The 14,096-nt window shown below is 61.9% G+C and carries 17 protein-coding genes and 3 pseudogenes; 9 read left to right on the top strand and 11 right to left on the bottom strand.

All coding sequences use genetic code 11. The features are described 5' to 3' along the window. Window positions 1-114 precede the first annotated feature (114 nt). Complete coding sequence (locus tag KB879_RS33950; RefSeq protein WP_211983937.1) at window positions 115-828, top strand: TetR/AcrR family transcriptional regulator; 714 nt, start codon at window positions 115-117, stop codon at window positions 826-828. Window positions 829-845: 17 nt separating this feature from the next. Here KB879_RS33950 and KB879_RS33955 read toward each other — a convergent pair whose 3' ends face one another. Further along, a complete protein-coding gene (locus KB879_RS33955) occupies window positions 846-1,553 on the bottom strand; it encodes a TetR/AcrR family transcriptional regulator (RefSeq protein ID WP_249221504.1) in 708 nt (235 codons plus the stop codon). Window positions 1,554-1,726: 173 nt separating this feature from the next. On the opposite strand from KB879_RS33955, the gene KB879_RS33960 reads away from it, so the two are divergent. From KB879_RS33960 to KB879_RS33980, 5 genes are all read left to right on the top strand, one after another. Beyond that, window positions 1,727-2,407, top strand: coding sequence for a paraquat-inducible protein A (locus KB879_RS33960; RefSeq protein ID WP_211983938.1), 681 nt, complete (start codon window positions 1,727-1,729; stop codon window positions 2,405-2,407). Continuing rightward, window positions 2,404-3,078 (top strand): paraquat-inducible protein A, encoded by a 675-nt coding sequence (locus tag KB879_RS33965; protein WP_211983939.1) that lies wholly within the window; start codon window positions 2,404-2,406, stop codon window positions 3,076-3,078. Before KB879_RS33960 ends, KB879_RS33965 begins: the two co-directional genes overlap by 4 nt. Next, on the top strand, window positions 3,062-4,693 hold the full coding sequence (locus KB879_RS33970; protein WP_211983941.1) for an intermembrane transport protein PqiB: 1,632 nt from the start codon (window positions 3,062-3,064) through the stop codon (window positions 4,691-4,693). The genes KB879_RS33965 and KB879_RS33970 overlap by 17 nt, the downstream gene beginning before the upstream one ends. Then, window positions 4,690-5,298, top strand: coding sequence for a membrane integrity-associated transporter subunit PqiC (locus tag KB879_RS33975; RefSeq protein WP_211983943.1), 609 nt, complete (start codon window positions 4,690-4,692; stop codon window positions 5,296-5,298). Before KB879_RS33970 ends, KB879_RS33975 begins: the two co-directional genes overlap by 4 nt. 117 nt (window positions 5,299-5,415) lie before the next feature. Continuing rightward, the gene (locus KB879_RS33980; RefSeq protein ID WP_249221505.1) at window positions 5,416-5,775 is read left to right on the top strand and encodes a winged helix-turn-helix domain-containing protein; all 360 of its coding nucleotides are present in this window, start codon (window positions 5,416-5,418) and stop codon (window positions 5,773-5,775) included. Here KB879_RS33980 and KB879_RS40285 read toward each other — a convergent pair. Further along, complete coding sequence (locus KB879_RS40285; protein WP_256449363.1) at window positions 5,738-5,986, bottom strand: hypothetical protein; 249 nt, start codon at window positions 5,984-5,986, stop codon at window positions 5,738-5,740. The two genes, KB879_RS33980 and KB879_RS40285, sit on opposite strands and share 38 nt — an antisense overlap. Beyond that, a complete protein-coding gene (locus KB879_RS39760) occupies window positions 5,901-6,170 on the bottom strand; it encodes a YbhB/YbcL family Raf kinase inhibitor-like protein (protein ID WP_249221506.1) in 270 nt (89 codons plus the stop codon). The genes KB879_RS40285 and KB879_RS39760 overlap by 86 nt, the downstream gene beginning before the upstream one ends. Window positions 6,171-6,222: 52 nt before the next feature. Between KB879_RS39760 and KB879_RS33990 the strand changes: the two genes are divergently transcribed. Next, window positions 6,223-6,774 (top strand): tripartite tricarboxylate transporter substrate binding protein, encoded by a 552-nt coding sequence (locus KB879_RS33990; protein ID WP_249221507.1) that lies wholly within the window; start codon window positions 6,223-6,225, stop codon window positions 6,772-6,774. Window positions 6,775-6,907: 133 nt separating this feature from the next. Here KB879_RS33990 and KB879_RS33995 read toward each other — a convergent pair whose 3' ends face one another. From KB879_RS33995 to KB879_RS34005, 3 genes are all read right to left on the bottom strand, one after another. Next, on the bottom strand, window positions 6,908-7,651 hold the full coding sequence (locus tag KB879_RS33995) for a transporter (RefSeq protein WP_211983945.1): 744 nt from the start codon (window positions 7,649-7,651) through the stop codon (window positions 6,908-6,910). 246 nt (window positions 7,652-7,897) lie between these two features. Then, window positions 7,898-8,140: a hypothetical protein gene (locus tag KB879_RS34000; RefSeq protein ID WP_211983947.1), complete on the bottom strand. Its 243-nt coding sequence runs from the start codon at window positions 8,138-8,140 to the stop codon at window positions 7,898-7,900. Between the two features lie 94 nt (window positions 8,141-8,234). Next, on the bottom strand, window positions 8,235-8,693 hold the full coding sequence (locus tag KB879_RS34005) for a hypothetical protein (protein WP_211983950.1): 459 nt from the start codon (window positions 8,691-8,693) through the stop codon (window positions 8,235-8,237). 365 nt (window positions 8,694-9,058) lie between these two features. Between KB879_RS34005 and KB879_RS34010 the strand changes: the two genes are divergently transcribed. Then, window positions 9,059-9,802: a TetR/AcrR family transcriptional regulator gene (locus KB879_RS34010; protein ID WP_211983952.1), complete on the top strand. Its 744-nt coding sequence runs from the start codon at window positions 9,059-9,061 to the stop codon at window positions 9,800-9,802. Between the two features lie 75 nt (window positions 9,803-9,877). Here KB879_RS34010 and KB879_RS34015 read toward each other — a convergent pair whose 3' ends face one another. Next, window positions 9,878-10,093 carry a hypothetical protein gene (locus KB879_RS34015; RefSeq protein WP_211983954.1) on the bottom strand — a complete coding sequence of 72 codons (216 nt, stop codon included), beginning with the start codon at window positions 10,091-10,093 and terminating at the stop codon, window positions 9,878-9,880. Between the two features lie 196 nt (window positions 10,094-10,289). On the opposite strand from KB879_RS34015, the pseudogene KB879_RS34020 reads away from it, so the two are divergent. Beyond that, window positions 10,290-11,153: pseudogene (locus KB879_RS34020) on the top strand (IS701 family transposase); the annotation flags it as partial. Between the two features lie 391 nt (window positions 11,154-11,544). On the opposite strand, the gene KB879_RS34025 reads toward KB879_RS34020, so the two are convergent. The 4 genes and pseudogenes from KB879_RS34025 to KB879_RS34035 all read right to left on the bottom strand — a co-directional run bounded on the left by KB879_RS34025 (window position 11,545) and on the right by KB879_RS34035 (window position 14,070). After that, window positions 11,545-12,189: a TetR/AcrR family transcriptional regulator gene (locus KB879_RS34025; protein WP_211983956.1), complete on the bottom strand. Its 645-nt coding sequence runs from the start codon at window positions 12,187-12,189 to the stop codon at window positions 11,545-11,547. A gap of 224 nt (window positions 12,190-12,413) precedes the next feature. Next, window positions 12,414-12,545 (bottom strand): annotated as a pseudogene (locus KB879_RS39765) (enoyl-[acyl-carrier-protein] reductase FabI); the annotation flags it as partial. After that, window positions 12,542-13,117 (bottom strand): annotated as a pseudogene (locus tag KB879_RS34030) (acetate kinase); the annotation flags it as partial. The pseudogenes KB879_RS39765 and KB879_RS34030, both read right to left, overlap by 4 nt. An 11-nt stretch (window positions 13,118-13,128) precedes the next feature. Then, window positions 13,129-14,070 (bottom strand): phosphate acetyltransferase, encoded by a 942-nt coding sequence (locus KB879_RS34035; protein ID WP_211983958.1) that lies wholly within the window; start codon window positions 14,068-14,070, stop codon window positions 13,129-13,131. Window positions 14,071-14,096: the final 26 nt, after the last annotated feature.

Below are 14,096 nucleotides of genomic sequence, written 5' to 3' on the forward strand. Positions count from 1 at the left end.
TTTGCTTGTGACATGAAACGACATGGAGATGCTGAGCGGATGCCTGAGCGCATGAGACGAAAAAGGCGCGCGCGGCCATGCCGATTCCACTGACCCCGAGGAGAGAACAGATCAATGACCGCGATAGAGAAGGGATTTGCCGCTGAAGGAGAGCCGTGGGAGGCAACCGACCACCGTCAGCGCGTTGCGGCCAAGCGGCGGCAGCGCATGCGTTCGCTGTTGCTGAACAGCGCGCTGCAGTTGCTGGTGGAGAATCGCGCAACGTCGCCTTCGATCGACGACATCATCTCCACGGCGCAGGTGTCGCGCGGAACGTTCTACAAGTACTTTCCGTCGTCCGATTCAATCATGCGCGAACTGATAGGGAAGGTCGCCGTACAATGGGTCCGAGTGGCCGACCCCATCGTGCGGGGCCATGACGATCCTGCCGAACACATCGCCAGGGGCATACGGTTGGCCTCGATGCTGGCGGTACACCAGCCTGGTGTGGCGGGCATCCTGGGACGGTTCGGGTGGGCGGGCCACCAGGCGCCCAGTATGCTGGAATTTGTCCGCCGGGACATAGAAGAAGGGGTTCGCCGCAATCGCTTCACGCGCATGCCGATCACACTGGCGTTCAATATCGTTACCGGCGCCGCAATGAGCGCGATGCACCGCATGCTGGAGACCGAGTGCCGCGATGATTTTTCGGAACTAGCCGCCGCAGTGGCATTGCGCGCCCTGGGCGTGGAAGGCGCTGCGGCCGACGCCATATCCAGTTCGCCGCTAAATGCGAGCATCGTGCTATTCAAGGACATGCTCGCCGAAACGATCAACGACGCGTCATAGACGCAGGTGCGGGGTCGCTAGCTGGAGGCTTCGGCGAGGGCGGCGAACTTCTGCTGCGCCGCTTTGAGCAAGGATTCCGGTGGCGCGACCAACTTAGGCAGCGGCGCCGCTATCAACTTTGCAGCGCTCGCTGCCGGTACCCCAAGCGCTTTCAACACCACTCGGACAATGCGTTCAGGATAATCCCTGGCCGTTCTCCCGTTGGCAATGCGTTGGACGGCGATCAGCACGGCGCCCGTCGCCATGTCCAGCCCTATGTCGGCGGCGTCCGCGTCGAACGTGCCGCGCTTCACGCCCTCCTTGATATCCGCGGGCAGGTGTTCATATATCGCGCTCTTCTTGCCGACGAGACTGAAACCCGTACCGGAAAGAAACTGCGCAACGATCGGATAGGTGCGCACCAGGTGCAGATACAGCCGACCAGCGGTGGCAACGCGCAGCGCCGGATCCTCGATATCGCCCGCCACGCCCTCGATCATTTGCACCATGTCATGACTGAGCACGTCGCTGACAGCCTCCAGCAGATCATCGTTCGTGCGGAAGTAGTTGTAGAAGGAGCCCTGCGAGACGCCGGCTGCCGCGATGACCTCCGGGATCACGCTCGAGCCAATGCCCCGCTGTGCAAAGACGACCATCGCGCTTTCAATGAGACGCCTGCGCATCCGCGCACGCCGTTCAGCGGCGACGCGTGGACGATGGTCTTGGAATTCGGGATCGGCGGGCATGTTCAGTAAGAGGAGCTTATGTGACGGGCGATTATGGCACAGCGCGAGACGGGCATCTTGCGCGCCCGCGTCGCCCCTGGATGCTTTGTAAGATAACGTGTGTCATGATGACTCTCAAGTCAATATGTAGCATACTGCCAGACTTTCATCTTCCTGTTCCCTGAACCCCGTCCGTGCATCAGCCCCCCTCATCTCCGCCGCCTCCGTGCCAGAATCCACATCGGCTGATCGCGTGCGAGCATTGCGACGCACTTCATGTCCACTTGGCACTTAAGGCCGGTGAACGGGCCATCTGCCTGCGCTGCGGCGGGTTGCTGTATCGCAACAGCACGCAGGCCTACCGTCGCCTGCTGCCGCTCGTCGTGACGGCCGTGCTCCTTTTGCTGGTCTCGAACGCGTACCCGATCGTCGCCATGGACCTCAAGGGCACGCGCATGGAGACCACCCTATGGGGCGCGATACAGGTGCTCTACACAGACGACATGACGCTGGTGGCCGTGCTCGTGTTCGCCACGACGCTCATGCTGCCACTGGCCGAGCTGCTCATGATGGGCTTCCTGCTCGTGCCGATGGCCCGGCGCCGCATGCCCCGCGCGTTCCATTGCATCGTGCGGACCATCCTGCTAATCCGCCCATGGGGCATGATCGAAGTGTTCATGATCGGCGTGCTCGTCACGTTGGTGAAACTCTCGACCGTCGCACAGGTGCTGCCTGGCGTCGCACTCTGGTCGTTCGGCGCGCTCGTGGTGGTCCTTGCCGCCATCCTGTCGTTCCCCCCGCGCGACCTCTGGCACCATCTCGACGTGCGCGGCACGGACAGCGTACCGGCCGTCCCGCCGGATACCGCGTCATGAGCGCGCACCGATTGCACCGCCCGACGGCGACTTCCCAGGGCCTGCTGGCGTGCCACGCGTGCGACCTGCTCAGTCCGATGACGCTGGAGGGGGCACCCTGTCCACGCTGCGGCGCCGCATTGCATCATCGCAAGCCGGCCAGCATGACGCGCGCCTGGGCCTTCCTGCTGGCCGCCTACCTCCTGTATATCCCGGCCAATCTGCTGCCGATCATGGTGACGCAGTCAATTTTCGGCACGCAGCGCGACACCATCATGTCCGGCGTGATCTATCTGTGGCTGTCCGGCTCGCACATGCTGGCCCTTGTGGTGCTGGTCGCCAGCATCGTCGTGCCGCTGCTGAAGATGATGATCCTGACATTGCTGCTGCTATCGGTGCGCCGCAAATCGACCTGGCGCATCCGCGAGCAGACCCGGCTCTACGCGCTGGTCGAAGTCATCGGCCGGTGGTCCATGCTCGATATCTTCGTGGTGGCACTGCTGGCCTCGCTGGTGCGGGCCGGGGCGCTGGCCACCATCACGCCAGGGGCCGGCGCCCTGGCCTTTGCCTCGGTCGTCGTACTGACCATGCTCGCATCATTGAGCTTCGATCCCCGTCTTCTGTGGGATACCTTCGATACGCCACCTCATCCTCTCGACTCTTCGCAAGCCGACCATGCCGGAACACATTAATCCCCCCACGCCGCAAGCCATACCGCTGCCGGACCGCAAGCCGCCAGCGCGCTGGGTGCCTTCGCTGGTCTGGCTGATCCCCATCGTTGCCGCGGTGGTCGGACTTTCGCTGCTGATCCACACGCTGGCATCGCGCGGGCCAGAAATCACCGTGACGTTCAGCACCGCAGAAGGCCTGACACCGGGCAAGACGCCCGTGCGCTACAAGGACGTCGACATCGGCCTGGTCAAGACGGCACGGCTGGCAGCGGACCGCTCACATGTGATCGCGACGATTGCGCTGACCAAGGACGCCAAAAGCTTCGCCGTGGCCGACACACGATTCTGGGTGGTACGTCCCCGCTTTGCCATGAGCGGCGTGTCGGGACTGGAGACGCTGCTATCGGGCGCATATATCGGCGTGGATGCCGGCAAGTCGGGCGAGACCACGCACAGCTTCACCGGGCTCGAAAATCCGCCGGTCATCACCACCGACGCCTCGGGCAGGCAGTTCGTGCTGCGTGCGCAGGACCTGGGCTCGCTCGACATCGGCTCACCGGTCTACTATCGTCGCGTGCGGGTCGGCCATGTGGTGGCGTACCAGCTCGAACCGAACGGCCGCGACATCACGCTGCGGGTCTTCGTCGACAAGCCCTATGACAAGCTCGTTTCCGCCGATACGCGCTTCTGGCACGCCAGCGGTGTCGACCTAAAACTGGACGCGAACGGACTGAAGTTGTCCACGCAGTCGCTGGCCACCGTGATGCTTGGCGGCGTAGCCTTCCAGGCCCCGGACCACTCGACCGCGCATGCCGCGGCCGCCGAGAACACCGAGTACCTGCTGGCAGCGGACCAGTCCGAAGCCATGAAGGAACCGGACGAGCTCGCCCCCGCGCTGGCAGTGCTGAACTTCGATCAGTCCGTGCGCGGGCTGTCGCCCGGTGCGCCGGTCGATTTCCGCGGCGTGACGGTTGGGCAGGTACGCTCGATCGGCATCGAGTACCAGCGTGACAAGAAGGCCTTCCGCATGCCTGTGGTGGTGGAGCTCTATCCGTCACGCATGGGACTGCGCGAGAAAGACGTGGCTGACGACACGCGCAAGCTTGCCATCGTGCATAGCCTGGTACAGCGCGGCATGCGTGCGCAGTTGCGCACCGGCAACCTGCTGACCGGCCAGCTATATGTGGCACTCGATTTCTTTCCGAAGGCGCCTCTACCAGCTGATCCGGACCTGAACGCGCCGCTTCCGGAACTTCCAACCACGCCCGGCACCTTCGACGAACTGCAGGCAAAGCTTGGCGACATCGTGACCAAGATCGGCAAGGTGCCGTTCGACCAGATCGGGCAGGACGCGCGCACGGCGATGGTGTCGATGAACAAGATGCTGGTCAAGGCGGACAAGCTCGTGGCACAGGTCAATGGCGACGTGGCACCACAGGTGGTCGCCGCGCTGCAGGATGTGCGCCGCACGCTCACCACGGCCAATGGCGCGCTGGCGCCCGACGCATCGCTGCAACAGGATACGCGCCGGATGATGCAGGAACTCACGCAAACCGCCGTCTCGCTGCGCACGCTCACCGATTATCTCGAGCGGCATCCCGAAGCGCTCCTGCAAGGCAAGAGGGAAGAGAAATGATAAAACGTCTGACGATGCTTGTTACGCTGGCCGCCGCGGCCACGGCCGTGATGAACGGCTGCGCGTCGCCCGAGGCGCGCTACTACACGCTGGCCGCCAGTCGCTCCGACGCCGCGCCGCCCGTGACGGGGCGAACCAGCCGTAGCGGCGACCCGTTATGGATCGAGGTCACGCCGGTGCGCGTCCCAGAGCGCCTGAACCGCATTCAGCTGGTGGTGCGTGACGGCAACAGCGGTGGCCTCAAGCTGTCCGACACCTCGCGCTGGACGTCGCCATTACCCAACGAACTGCGCGATGCGCTGTCGCAGCAACTGCAAGCGAGCCTCGATGCGGTGGATGTCTACCAGCGCGGCCTGTCGGCGACGCAGCCGGCATTCCGCGTGACGACCGATGTGGTGGCCCTCGACGCCGACGTGGGCAAGCGGGCAGCGGCAACCATCGCCTGGACCGTGCGGCGGCTGCCGGACGGCAAGGTCCTGAGCGGCCGCACCGAAGCGGAGGTGCCTGCGCCCGGACAGGTGGAGGGCGTGGTGAAGGCGTATCGGGAGATCCTCGCGGCCACCGCGGCCGATATTGCAGTTGGCGTGCAATCGCTTGACCGCTAGACGTGAAACGCTTCGCACCGGCTGCCACCGCTCCACATGTCGCTGCTACCGGCTCCAGCTAAGGGCCCCCCGTTCTTCTGGTGCATACTCCAAGGTTCTGAATGTCAGGCAACTGGAATGACGGACGATCGAACTACGGGGATGGAGCGGGCGGAGCTGTCCGCTGGACGGGGCGTTGCGCAATATCAGCGGCTGGCTTCGTTGCTGAGGCACCGGATTGCAAAGGGCGAGTATCCGCTCGGCATGCTGCTGCCGCCGATCACGCAGCTCGCGGCTGACCTGGGCGTGGCCGTGGTTACCGTCCGGCAGGCGTACGAGCTGCTTTCCAAGGAAGGGCTGATTCGTAGCCAGCGGGGTGTCGGCACCCACGTGGCTGCCCTGCCCGCTGCCACGGGCGACCTCGAACTGGCGATCAATGATCCACCGTCGAGAATTACTGCTACGTCGCTCTCAGGAAATTCAGATCAAATGCACTGACCAGAAACCGAACCAATCCGATTGACAACGGGTAGCGGTGCGGGGGCAGACCCTTGGGCGGGCAGGGACCGCCGTAGCCGATGGCGCCATAGTCGTTGGCGACCTGAGTGCCGCATGCGCCCGGGTCAGTGCCGTCGCTGGAGCCCAGGCCCTGCGGCGAGCTGGGTGACGGACGAATGGATGTCGAACAGGATCCAGTGCCAGAAACCACTGCCGGTGGGTGCGTCCGGGTCGAACAGTGTCAGCGCGAAACTCTTGGTGCCTTCCGGCGCGCCCTGCCATTGCAGCGCGGGCGAACGGTTCTGGCCGGTGCCGTCGTAGCCGTCGAACTCATGCACCCGTTGCAACGGCTCCTGATCCTTGAATTCAGGAGATGTTAATTTGAAGTTACTCATGCCTTTTCCTTGCACTTGATTTAGTCAAATCAGCGGAGGTGCGCCGTAGAAGGTGTCAGAACTGACCACGCTGGCGAAATACCGGCAAGGCAAGATGACCTTCGCCAGCGGCAGTTCCTCCACCCGGGTCGCCAGTGAGCTCTACAAGATGATGAGCGGCGCACCGGCACTGCATGTGCCCTACAAGGGCGTGCCGCAGGGACTGACCGACTTGATGGGCCAACAGGTCGACTTCATGATTTCCGATATCAATCCGGCCCTGCCCCTGATCCAGAACGGCAAGCTGCGCGCAGTCGCCGTGACCACGTCCAGGCGCAATCCCCTGCTCGGCAATGTCCCGACCATGGCGGAAAGCGGCCTGCCAGGGTACGAGATGACGGCCTGGGTGGCTGCCTTCTTCCCTGCCAATACGCCAAAGCCGATCGTCGCGCGGATGAGCGAGCTGATTCGACAAGGGCTGACGAGCCCGGCGGCTACCGAACACTTCAGCCGGACAGGAGGCCAAACCTCCCCATCGACGCCAGAAGAGCTGGCAGCGTTCGTGCGCGGTGAGACCGTGAAATGGGCTGAGGTGATCAAAGCCGCCGGCATCCAGCCGGAATGACCCGCGCTATCGGGCACCCACGCGTCAGATAGCCGGAAGCTTCATTCAGGCATGCCGCTGAGCTGCGCCATGTGCAGACGACCCCGACTGCTGCCGGCTTTCGTCCGCCCAAGCAGCAGTCGGCTCATTTTCATCAGCCGGGGGCCTGGGTGAAGTTTCCGTGCCTGGCATTGCGCGACAATGTCGTCGCCATGTTCTGCACGGTCATTGCCGCATTCAGCACCGGAATCTGCGTCGTGGAGAACATCCCTACATTGTCGGAACGAAACCGGCTTGCGCCCAGCGGATCGTTGTCGTCGTCCTGGTACTGCCGGACCCGGTTCGCATGCGCTCCCACCACCCCGATCGGCGCTTTATATCCCGCGGCGAGCCCCACGCCGAACCGGTTGCCGCTGTGCAGATTGCTGACCCGGTTCCGGCTATTCAGGCCGGCGCATACCTTGACCGCGAAGGCCAAGTCGGATGTGGGAAGATAGACCGTGGTCAGATAGGCCGCCTGAATGGCGGGACGCACCCTGTAGTAATTTCCGGTGCCGATATCCGGGACGGCGCTAGCGCTGTATTTTCCCGTCGGCACCACAAGCGACGCACCGCCCAGCATCCGCAGCTTGTCGCCGACGTAATGCCAGCCGGCAATCATCTCGACATCACCCATACCCTCACCGCTTTCGCTCGCGCCCTGCGCATTGAGCGGGCGCTGGCACTGGCTGCTGAATTGCCCTTGTACGGCAGACTGCACGCCGACCCGGACCGCGGGATTCCAGTTCACAACCGGCGCGGCACCGCTTGCGCTGACCGGTTGCGATCTCTTGGCGAACGGAATGTCGATGCCGAAGGTCGTGAGAACGCCGATTGCTGATTGGGAAAGACGATTCATTTAGTTCTCCTTGGCGAAGCTTGGGTCGCCAGTTGGGACCGGCGCGCGATATATAGATGATGCAAAACTCTGATCTGATACTAATGTCATTTATGATTCTTGACAACTATCATTAAGCTGTCCAGACGTACATGAGGTCGGCCACCCACTTCCGACTTTGGCGGTCAGCCACGAACCCGTGCAGTAGTTGAGCGCAAGGGAGGAGCGCGGGCAAAGTCCAACTTGCCTCGATGGCGCGTTCGCGCGCTATCCCAGCTGGTACGCAAACGCACCCGCATCAGAATCCAGGGTGGCCGAGCCGTCGTCCAACGAGACCAGCGCCTTCAACAAACTCGCGACAGCGATCAACTCACCCAGGGTGAAGCAGATCGTCAATTGCTGGAGCAGCAAAGTGCCGTCGGCTGTGGTGGTCAGAAAATATATGACCAACGCCAAAACCACCGCCAATGCGAAAACGGCGGCTGCTGTGAAACGCGAAGAGAGGTACACGGTAAGGAATCCCCAGGTTTGAGGCTGGAGCCAATGTCCCAGGGGAACGTGGCTTCATTTGGTGGAAAGGATATGAGGAAGAGTAGCCGCGTGATCAGCAATGATCGAACATAAAGGTAGCGCCATGGCGATTGACGAAGGAGAGCAGCTTCGCGCCCTCTTCCTCGTCAAACCGGAACTCGCACCACCCCTTGTTGAACAACACCCCAAGGCCAGGAAGTTGCCGCGATAGGTGCGAATACGGCAAGGTCGCATCCAGGTCTTCAATCGCGACCGCTAGTTCGGCAAGGCCGCTAGCTCCTGCGAAATAAGCGAGCGCCTCGAACGAGCAACGCATGCTCTCGATACTCGTGGCACGCATTCGATTCGAGTCCATGAAGAGGAAACTCTTGCGCAAGACCACTGCGCTCACGGGCTGGCGTTCGAGGGCGCGCTTCGACAGCAGGAAGCGCCTGACGATCTCCTTCGCTGCGTTACGCGATTTCGCGTGAGTGGCGGCCCGGTTGGCTGCGATTCCTGCTTTTAGAATGGTTTGCTGGGAAAGTGTTTGCATGGCTGATCCAGTTATTTCGCGATCAGTATAGATCTTTCACTCGTAACTGACAATCTCATCAGTAATGATCATCATACAATTTCCTGCGCATCAGGGTGTCGACGGACTTTGTCCCATGCTGGTGGTCGGGAATTGGCGAGGTAGTTCGCCTGATAGGCTGTCGTGATTTCAAGACGCCGAAGCTCCAATACCAAGTTTTCGCATGACTGAGTCGCCCCGGCGCGGCGTCGGTGACCCGACGGCAGATGCCGGCTCCGCGGCGTTGTCGAACGCAGCAGTGCGACTCCTCATGTCATTAATGATTGTGTTGTCACTAATGACGTTGGAATCTATACTGTCATCCGAGTGAAAGCCCCGGAAGTCCTATGCCCACTACGTCGAATCGCCGCGCACTCAAGCGCCCCGCCCCTGAACCAGTCGCGCTGCCGAAGCCGGCCGAGGACCGGGAGCCGCGCGGCGCCCGCCGCAAGCGCGAAACGCGCGCCCGCCTGCTCGACGCTGCCCTCAGGCTCATGGCCGAAAAAGGCATGGAAGGCGTTGCCATCAACGAAATTACGGAAGCCGCCGATGTCGGCTTCGGCTCGTTCTATAACCATTTTGAATCAAAGGAAGCGATCTACGCTGCGCTCGTCGATTCGGTATTCGAGGAATTTGCCGACACGGTGGACCGCCTTTCCAGCGGCCTGACCGACCCGGCCGAAGTGATCGCCGTTGCCGTGCGCTATACGCTGATGCGTGCGCGGCGCGAACCGGTATGGGGACAATTTCTTATCCGGGACGGGCTGTCGGCGCGCGTCTTGCAAAGGGGGCTCGGTCACCGGCTTCTTCGGGATATTGAACGCGGCATTGCGGCGAAACGCTTTACCTCGGACGATCTGCTCATGTCCTTCGCGTCTGTGGGCGGGACCGTGCTCACAGCCATCGCGATGATGCCTTTCTTTGACGATCCGGCGGCAATGAAAGCGGAAGCCGCGAGGTTCAAGAAACTTGGCCTCAACGCAAACAACATCGGCGAGCGAACAGTGGCAACCCTGCTTCAGACGCTGGGGCTGAAGCGGGCCGAGGCCGAGAAGATTGCATATCGGCCCGCAGTATCGTCGCTCGAATGAGTCACGCCCAATGTGCCAAAGCCACTACGCCGGGCCTCGGGCACTACTCCCGGGCGCTTCGCTTGCATGCGGCCTCTATCGCAGCGTGACATCGGGCCGGACCCCGCCGAGCATGGCAGGCGTCAGAACATCCGGATCAGCCTGACCTGGGTGAACTTCCGGTGCTTGGCATTGCGCGACGATGTCGTCGCCATGTTCATCGTCGACCAGCATCGGCTTTAACTTCTCGCGCATGTGGTCGGGATAGAAGTGCGGCGCGCACGTGACGGCAGGGTCCGGTGGCTTGTCCAACAGTTTCCCGTTGGGCCTCAGTCCGGCTCCCATGGTCACAACGATTCCGCAAGCCCCCCTACGATCCCGGACGGTGGGATTTCCCCAGTCCGGTTCTGACCTTGGCTTTCCTTCGTAGGTCTTCCCAGATTCGCGGCGAAACTTAAGCACTGACCTGCATACACCCCGCCCACGCCGGTTTACCAACGAAACCGCCGATGAGACTCGCCGCCTGAAGGCCGGCGTGCCAGACGATGTCGCGTTCGCTACCAAGCCGGAGATTGCTCTGCCGCAAGTTCGCGAGGCGATCGCAGCCGGCGTGCCTGCCGGAGTCGTGTTGGCCGACGCTGCGTATGGCGATGAAACCGGGTTTCGGGAAAGCCTGACCAAGTTGGGGCTGCTTTACGCCGTCGGGATTGGCTCCACGACGACAGTCTGGGCGCCAGGCGTCTCGCCACTGCCGGCCAAACCAGCGAGCGGTCCGGGTAGGCCGCCGAAGTTGCTGCGTCGCGCACCGGGCCATGAACCGGTTTCGGCGAAGGCTCTGGCGATGGCATTACCCGCGAGTGCTTACCAAGTGGTGACTTGGCGGGAAGGCACCAATACGGCCCTTTCATCGCGATTTGCGGCCGTGCGCGTTCGCCCGGCGCATCGGGACTATTGGCGCAGCACCTTGCCTGACGAAGAGTGGTTGCTGGTTGAGTGGCCGCAGGGCGAAGCCGAGCCAACCAAATACTTCTTGTCCACAGCACCAGCCGATGCGCTGATAGAACAACTGGTGTTCGTGACCAAAATGCGTTGGCATATTGAGCGCGATTACCAGGACTTGAAACAAGAGATCGGCCGTGGTCACTACGAAGGTCGGGGCTGGCGTGGATTCCACCATCATGCGACGCTGAGTATCGCAGCCTATGGCTTCCTGATGGCCGAACGACTCACTGCAGACAAGCCCATAGGGGAATAAAAAAACTTCCTCGAGTGCCAGATACCTGCGCTTCCCGCGGATTACATCCCCCGTGGCAGCCCTGCGCGCGCAACGACACGTGAGGAATTCAATCACCACACTCCGTCATCAACTTAGCTTTCACCTGATGCGCAGTCTTGGGCTTTGCCCATCTTGCGCGTCCGGCTGATCAATCACATTGGTGACACAGTAAGATTAACAGACTGTTGAAATTCCCTTGGCAAAGATGGCCTGGGAGCGATTAGGTACGACTCGACATGCAAATTGCCGCTCAATCGCTAACGCGCCATGCAATTGGCGGCCCCAATCCCGGGCACGCCAGCATGGCGCAGTGCGGCATCCGCGCTTCGGCGGCTCATTGCACCGCTCCTCGCGGCACCGCGCCCAGTATTCGGGCGATTCGGCGCTGAGTGCGCTGCGCCGCATTCAACTACTACCTGGATTACCTATGGCCGGGCACTAGACAATAGTCCTGACCGAACGCAGGCACTGACCTCCGCCTCCCCCACTATCGCGTCAGCGGTTTAGTACAACCAGGCCTACGCGTCATATACAATACCCACGAAAATAATCCTGCAAGCACGGTCTGCATCCCCTTGTCGCTCACCGTCTGCGGATCGCACATTCTGGAGAACTGCACACCATCGCACAGGCTCACCAAGCCGAGCGCGAGGGCGTCCGCCTGCATGGGCAATGGCCTGCCGCCGCGCTCCGACAACGTGCAGATGTACGCACTGAACTGGTCGAGCTTTTCGTGCCGTAAGACGCTAAGGCGCTCCTGAAACTCGGTGTCTCGGCACGCGAGTAGCTGGGCCTCGACCCAAAGCGGAAAGCAGTCGTGGTCACGAAGATATTGGCTGAAGTACGCGATATCGCGCGCCTTCATTTCCGCGGACGTGCCGCCCTCTTCCATGAGAGCCTGAAGATTTTCCCGTGCCCTATTGTTGTCGCGGCGCAGCAACTCGATCAGCAGCTCCGGTTTGCCGCCGAAATTCGAATAGAACGCGCCGCGCGTATAGCCGGCCGCCTCTGCGATATCCTCCACGCTTGTTGCGGCCAATCCCTTTTTGACGAACATCTTTCGCGCAGCCTCGAGCAGACGCTCTCGCGTCTGCTCTCTGCGCTGTGCGTGTGTCTGGCGTTCCCGCTTCATGGCATAACGTACTGGTCAGCCCGTCATCTGTGGTGCCGCCACATGCGCGCGCGTGTCAGATGACGGGCTTCGCAATGATTCCCTCGACAACGGCTTTGACAGTCTCATGCCCCATCCCAGATGGTTCGCGCAAACTCCGCACGTCTTTTCCGGAGCGTGATGGGTATCCACAATCTTTCGTCCAACCTGATTGGCTTCGTTCGAGCGCCGTCTTCATTCATCTAAGGCGCGGCGAGACGCGCCATACGAATGAACGAGTGCCACGAGATGTCCATCGCTTGCGCGAAGCCTTCCACCGAACTGACCAACCGACCGCCTTGCAGATCGCTTTTCGGTGCGAACGCGATTGAATGGGCAGGACGCTGGCAATGTACTCGTAGGAAAGCCCATGAAACCCGTAGCGCCGAACGCCGCGCTGGGTGATCTCGGGTGGCAGCGCGAAGCGGGTCGCCACGTCGGGCTGGGTATGGTGGAACGCCGTGTCGAAGCATGCGATTTGAGGTACCACCGGGTTGCTCGCCTGGATCGACCGGATCGCCGCGAGGTTATGCGGCTGATGCAGCGGCGCGAGGGGAATGAGCGCTTCCAGTTCGGCCATCACCTTCGCGTCGACGCGTACGGGCGCCGAATAACGTTCACCACCGTGCACGACGCGATGGCCGACGGCGAGCAGCCTGGCGTCGCCCGCGTGTCCGCGTAGCCATTCCAGCAGGAATGCAATCGCCTTGTCATGGCCGAGACGTTCGCCCTCCGGCCAGCGCTTGTCGTCGATTATCTCGCCGCTTTGCCGTTTGACCTGAAAGCGCGGGTTGGTGTAGATCTCCTCAAGCTTGCCGCCGGCGATTGGGTCAAGCGCGCCGTCACTCGCCGCGAATGCATGAAACTTGATGCTGGATGACCCCGCATTGATGACCAGAATGACGTCCATACGTGAACCCTTTAGACGATGGCGGCAGAAGGCTTCTCGCGCCGCGCAAGTGCGACGAGCGAAGCAACCGCGCACGACGCAAGCCGCGTGATCACCGAATCGGCACGGCTGGTGAGAATGATGGGAACCCTCGCACCAAGCACGATACCGGCGGCATCCGCACCGGCGAGAAATGACAGGCTCTTGGCGAGCAGATTGCCGGCTTCGAGGTTCGGTACGACGAGCACGTTGGCATGCCCGGCTACTGGCGACGAAATGCCTTTTATCTTCGCGGCCTCTTCGCTGATCGCATTGTCGAGGGCGAGCGGGCCGTCGAGAATCCCACCTGTGATCTGCTGGCGGTCGGCCATTTTGCACAATGCGGCGGCGTCGAGTGTCGACGGCACCTTCGGGTTCACGGTTTCCATTGCCGACAGGATCGCCACCCGCACGGACGGAAATCGCAATGCCTGGGCGAGGTCGATGGCGTTCTGCACGATGTCACGTTTTTCATCGAGTGTCGGTGAGATGTTCACGGCTGCGTCGGTGATGATCAACGCGTCGGCCTGGCCGGGCACGTCCATCACGAAGCAATGGCTGACGCGCCGCTCGGTGCGCAGCCCGGTGCCTCGCGCGACGACCGCTGCCATCAGTTCGTCCGTGTGCAGCGAACCTTTCATCAGTGCTTGCGCCTTGCCTTCATGCACGAGTTGCACGGCGACTTCTGCCGCCGCGTGACTGTGTGGCACGTCGACGATGGGCAGATCGCCGAGGTCGAGGTTGCCTTCCCGTGCAGCCGCCTCGAGCTTGGCGCGCGGCGCCACTAATATCGGCGCAATCAGACAGAGGCGCGCGGCTTCGATCACTGAGGACAAGGAGTCGTGATCGCATGGGTGCGCAACGGCGGTCGGCATTGCCGGCAGCGTTGTCGCGAAAGCGATCAGCCGCCCATATTTTTCGCGTTTGTGTTCCATGTCGTGTGCCTTCGATTGGCTAAACT

Source organism: Cupriavidus sp. KK10 (genome assembly GCF_018223725.1).
Taxonomy (GTDB): domain Bacteria; phylum Pseudomonadota; class Gammaproteobacteria; order Burkholderiales; family Burkholderiaceae; genus Cupriavidus; species Cupriavidus necator.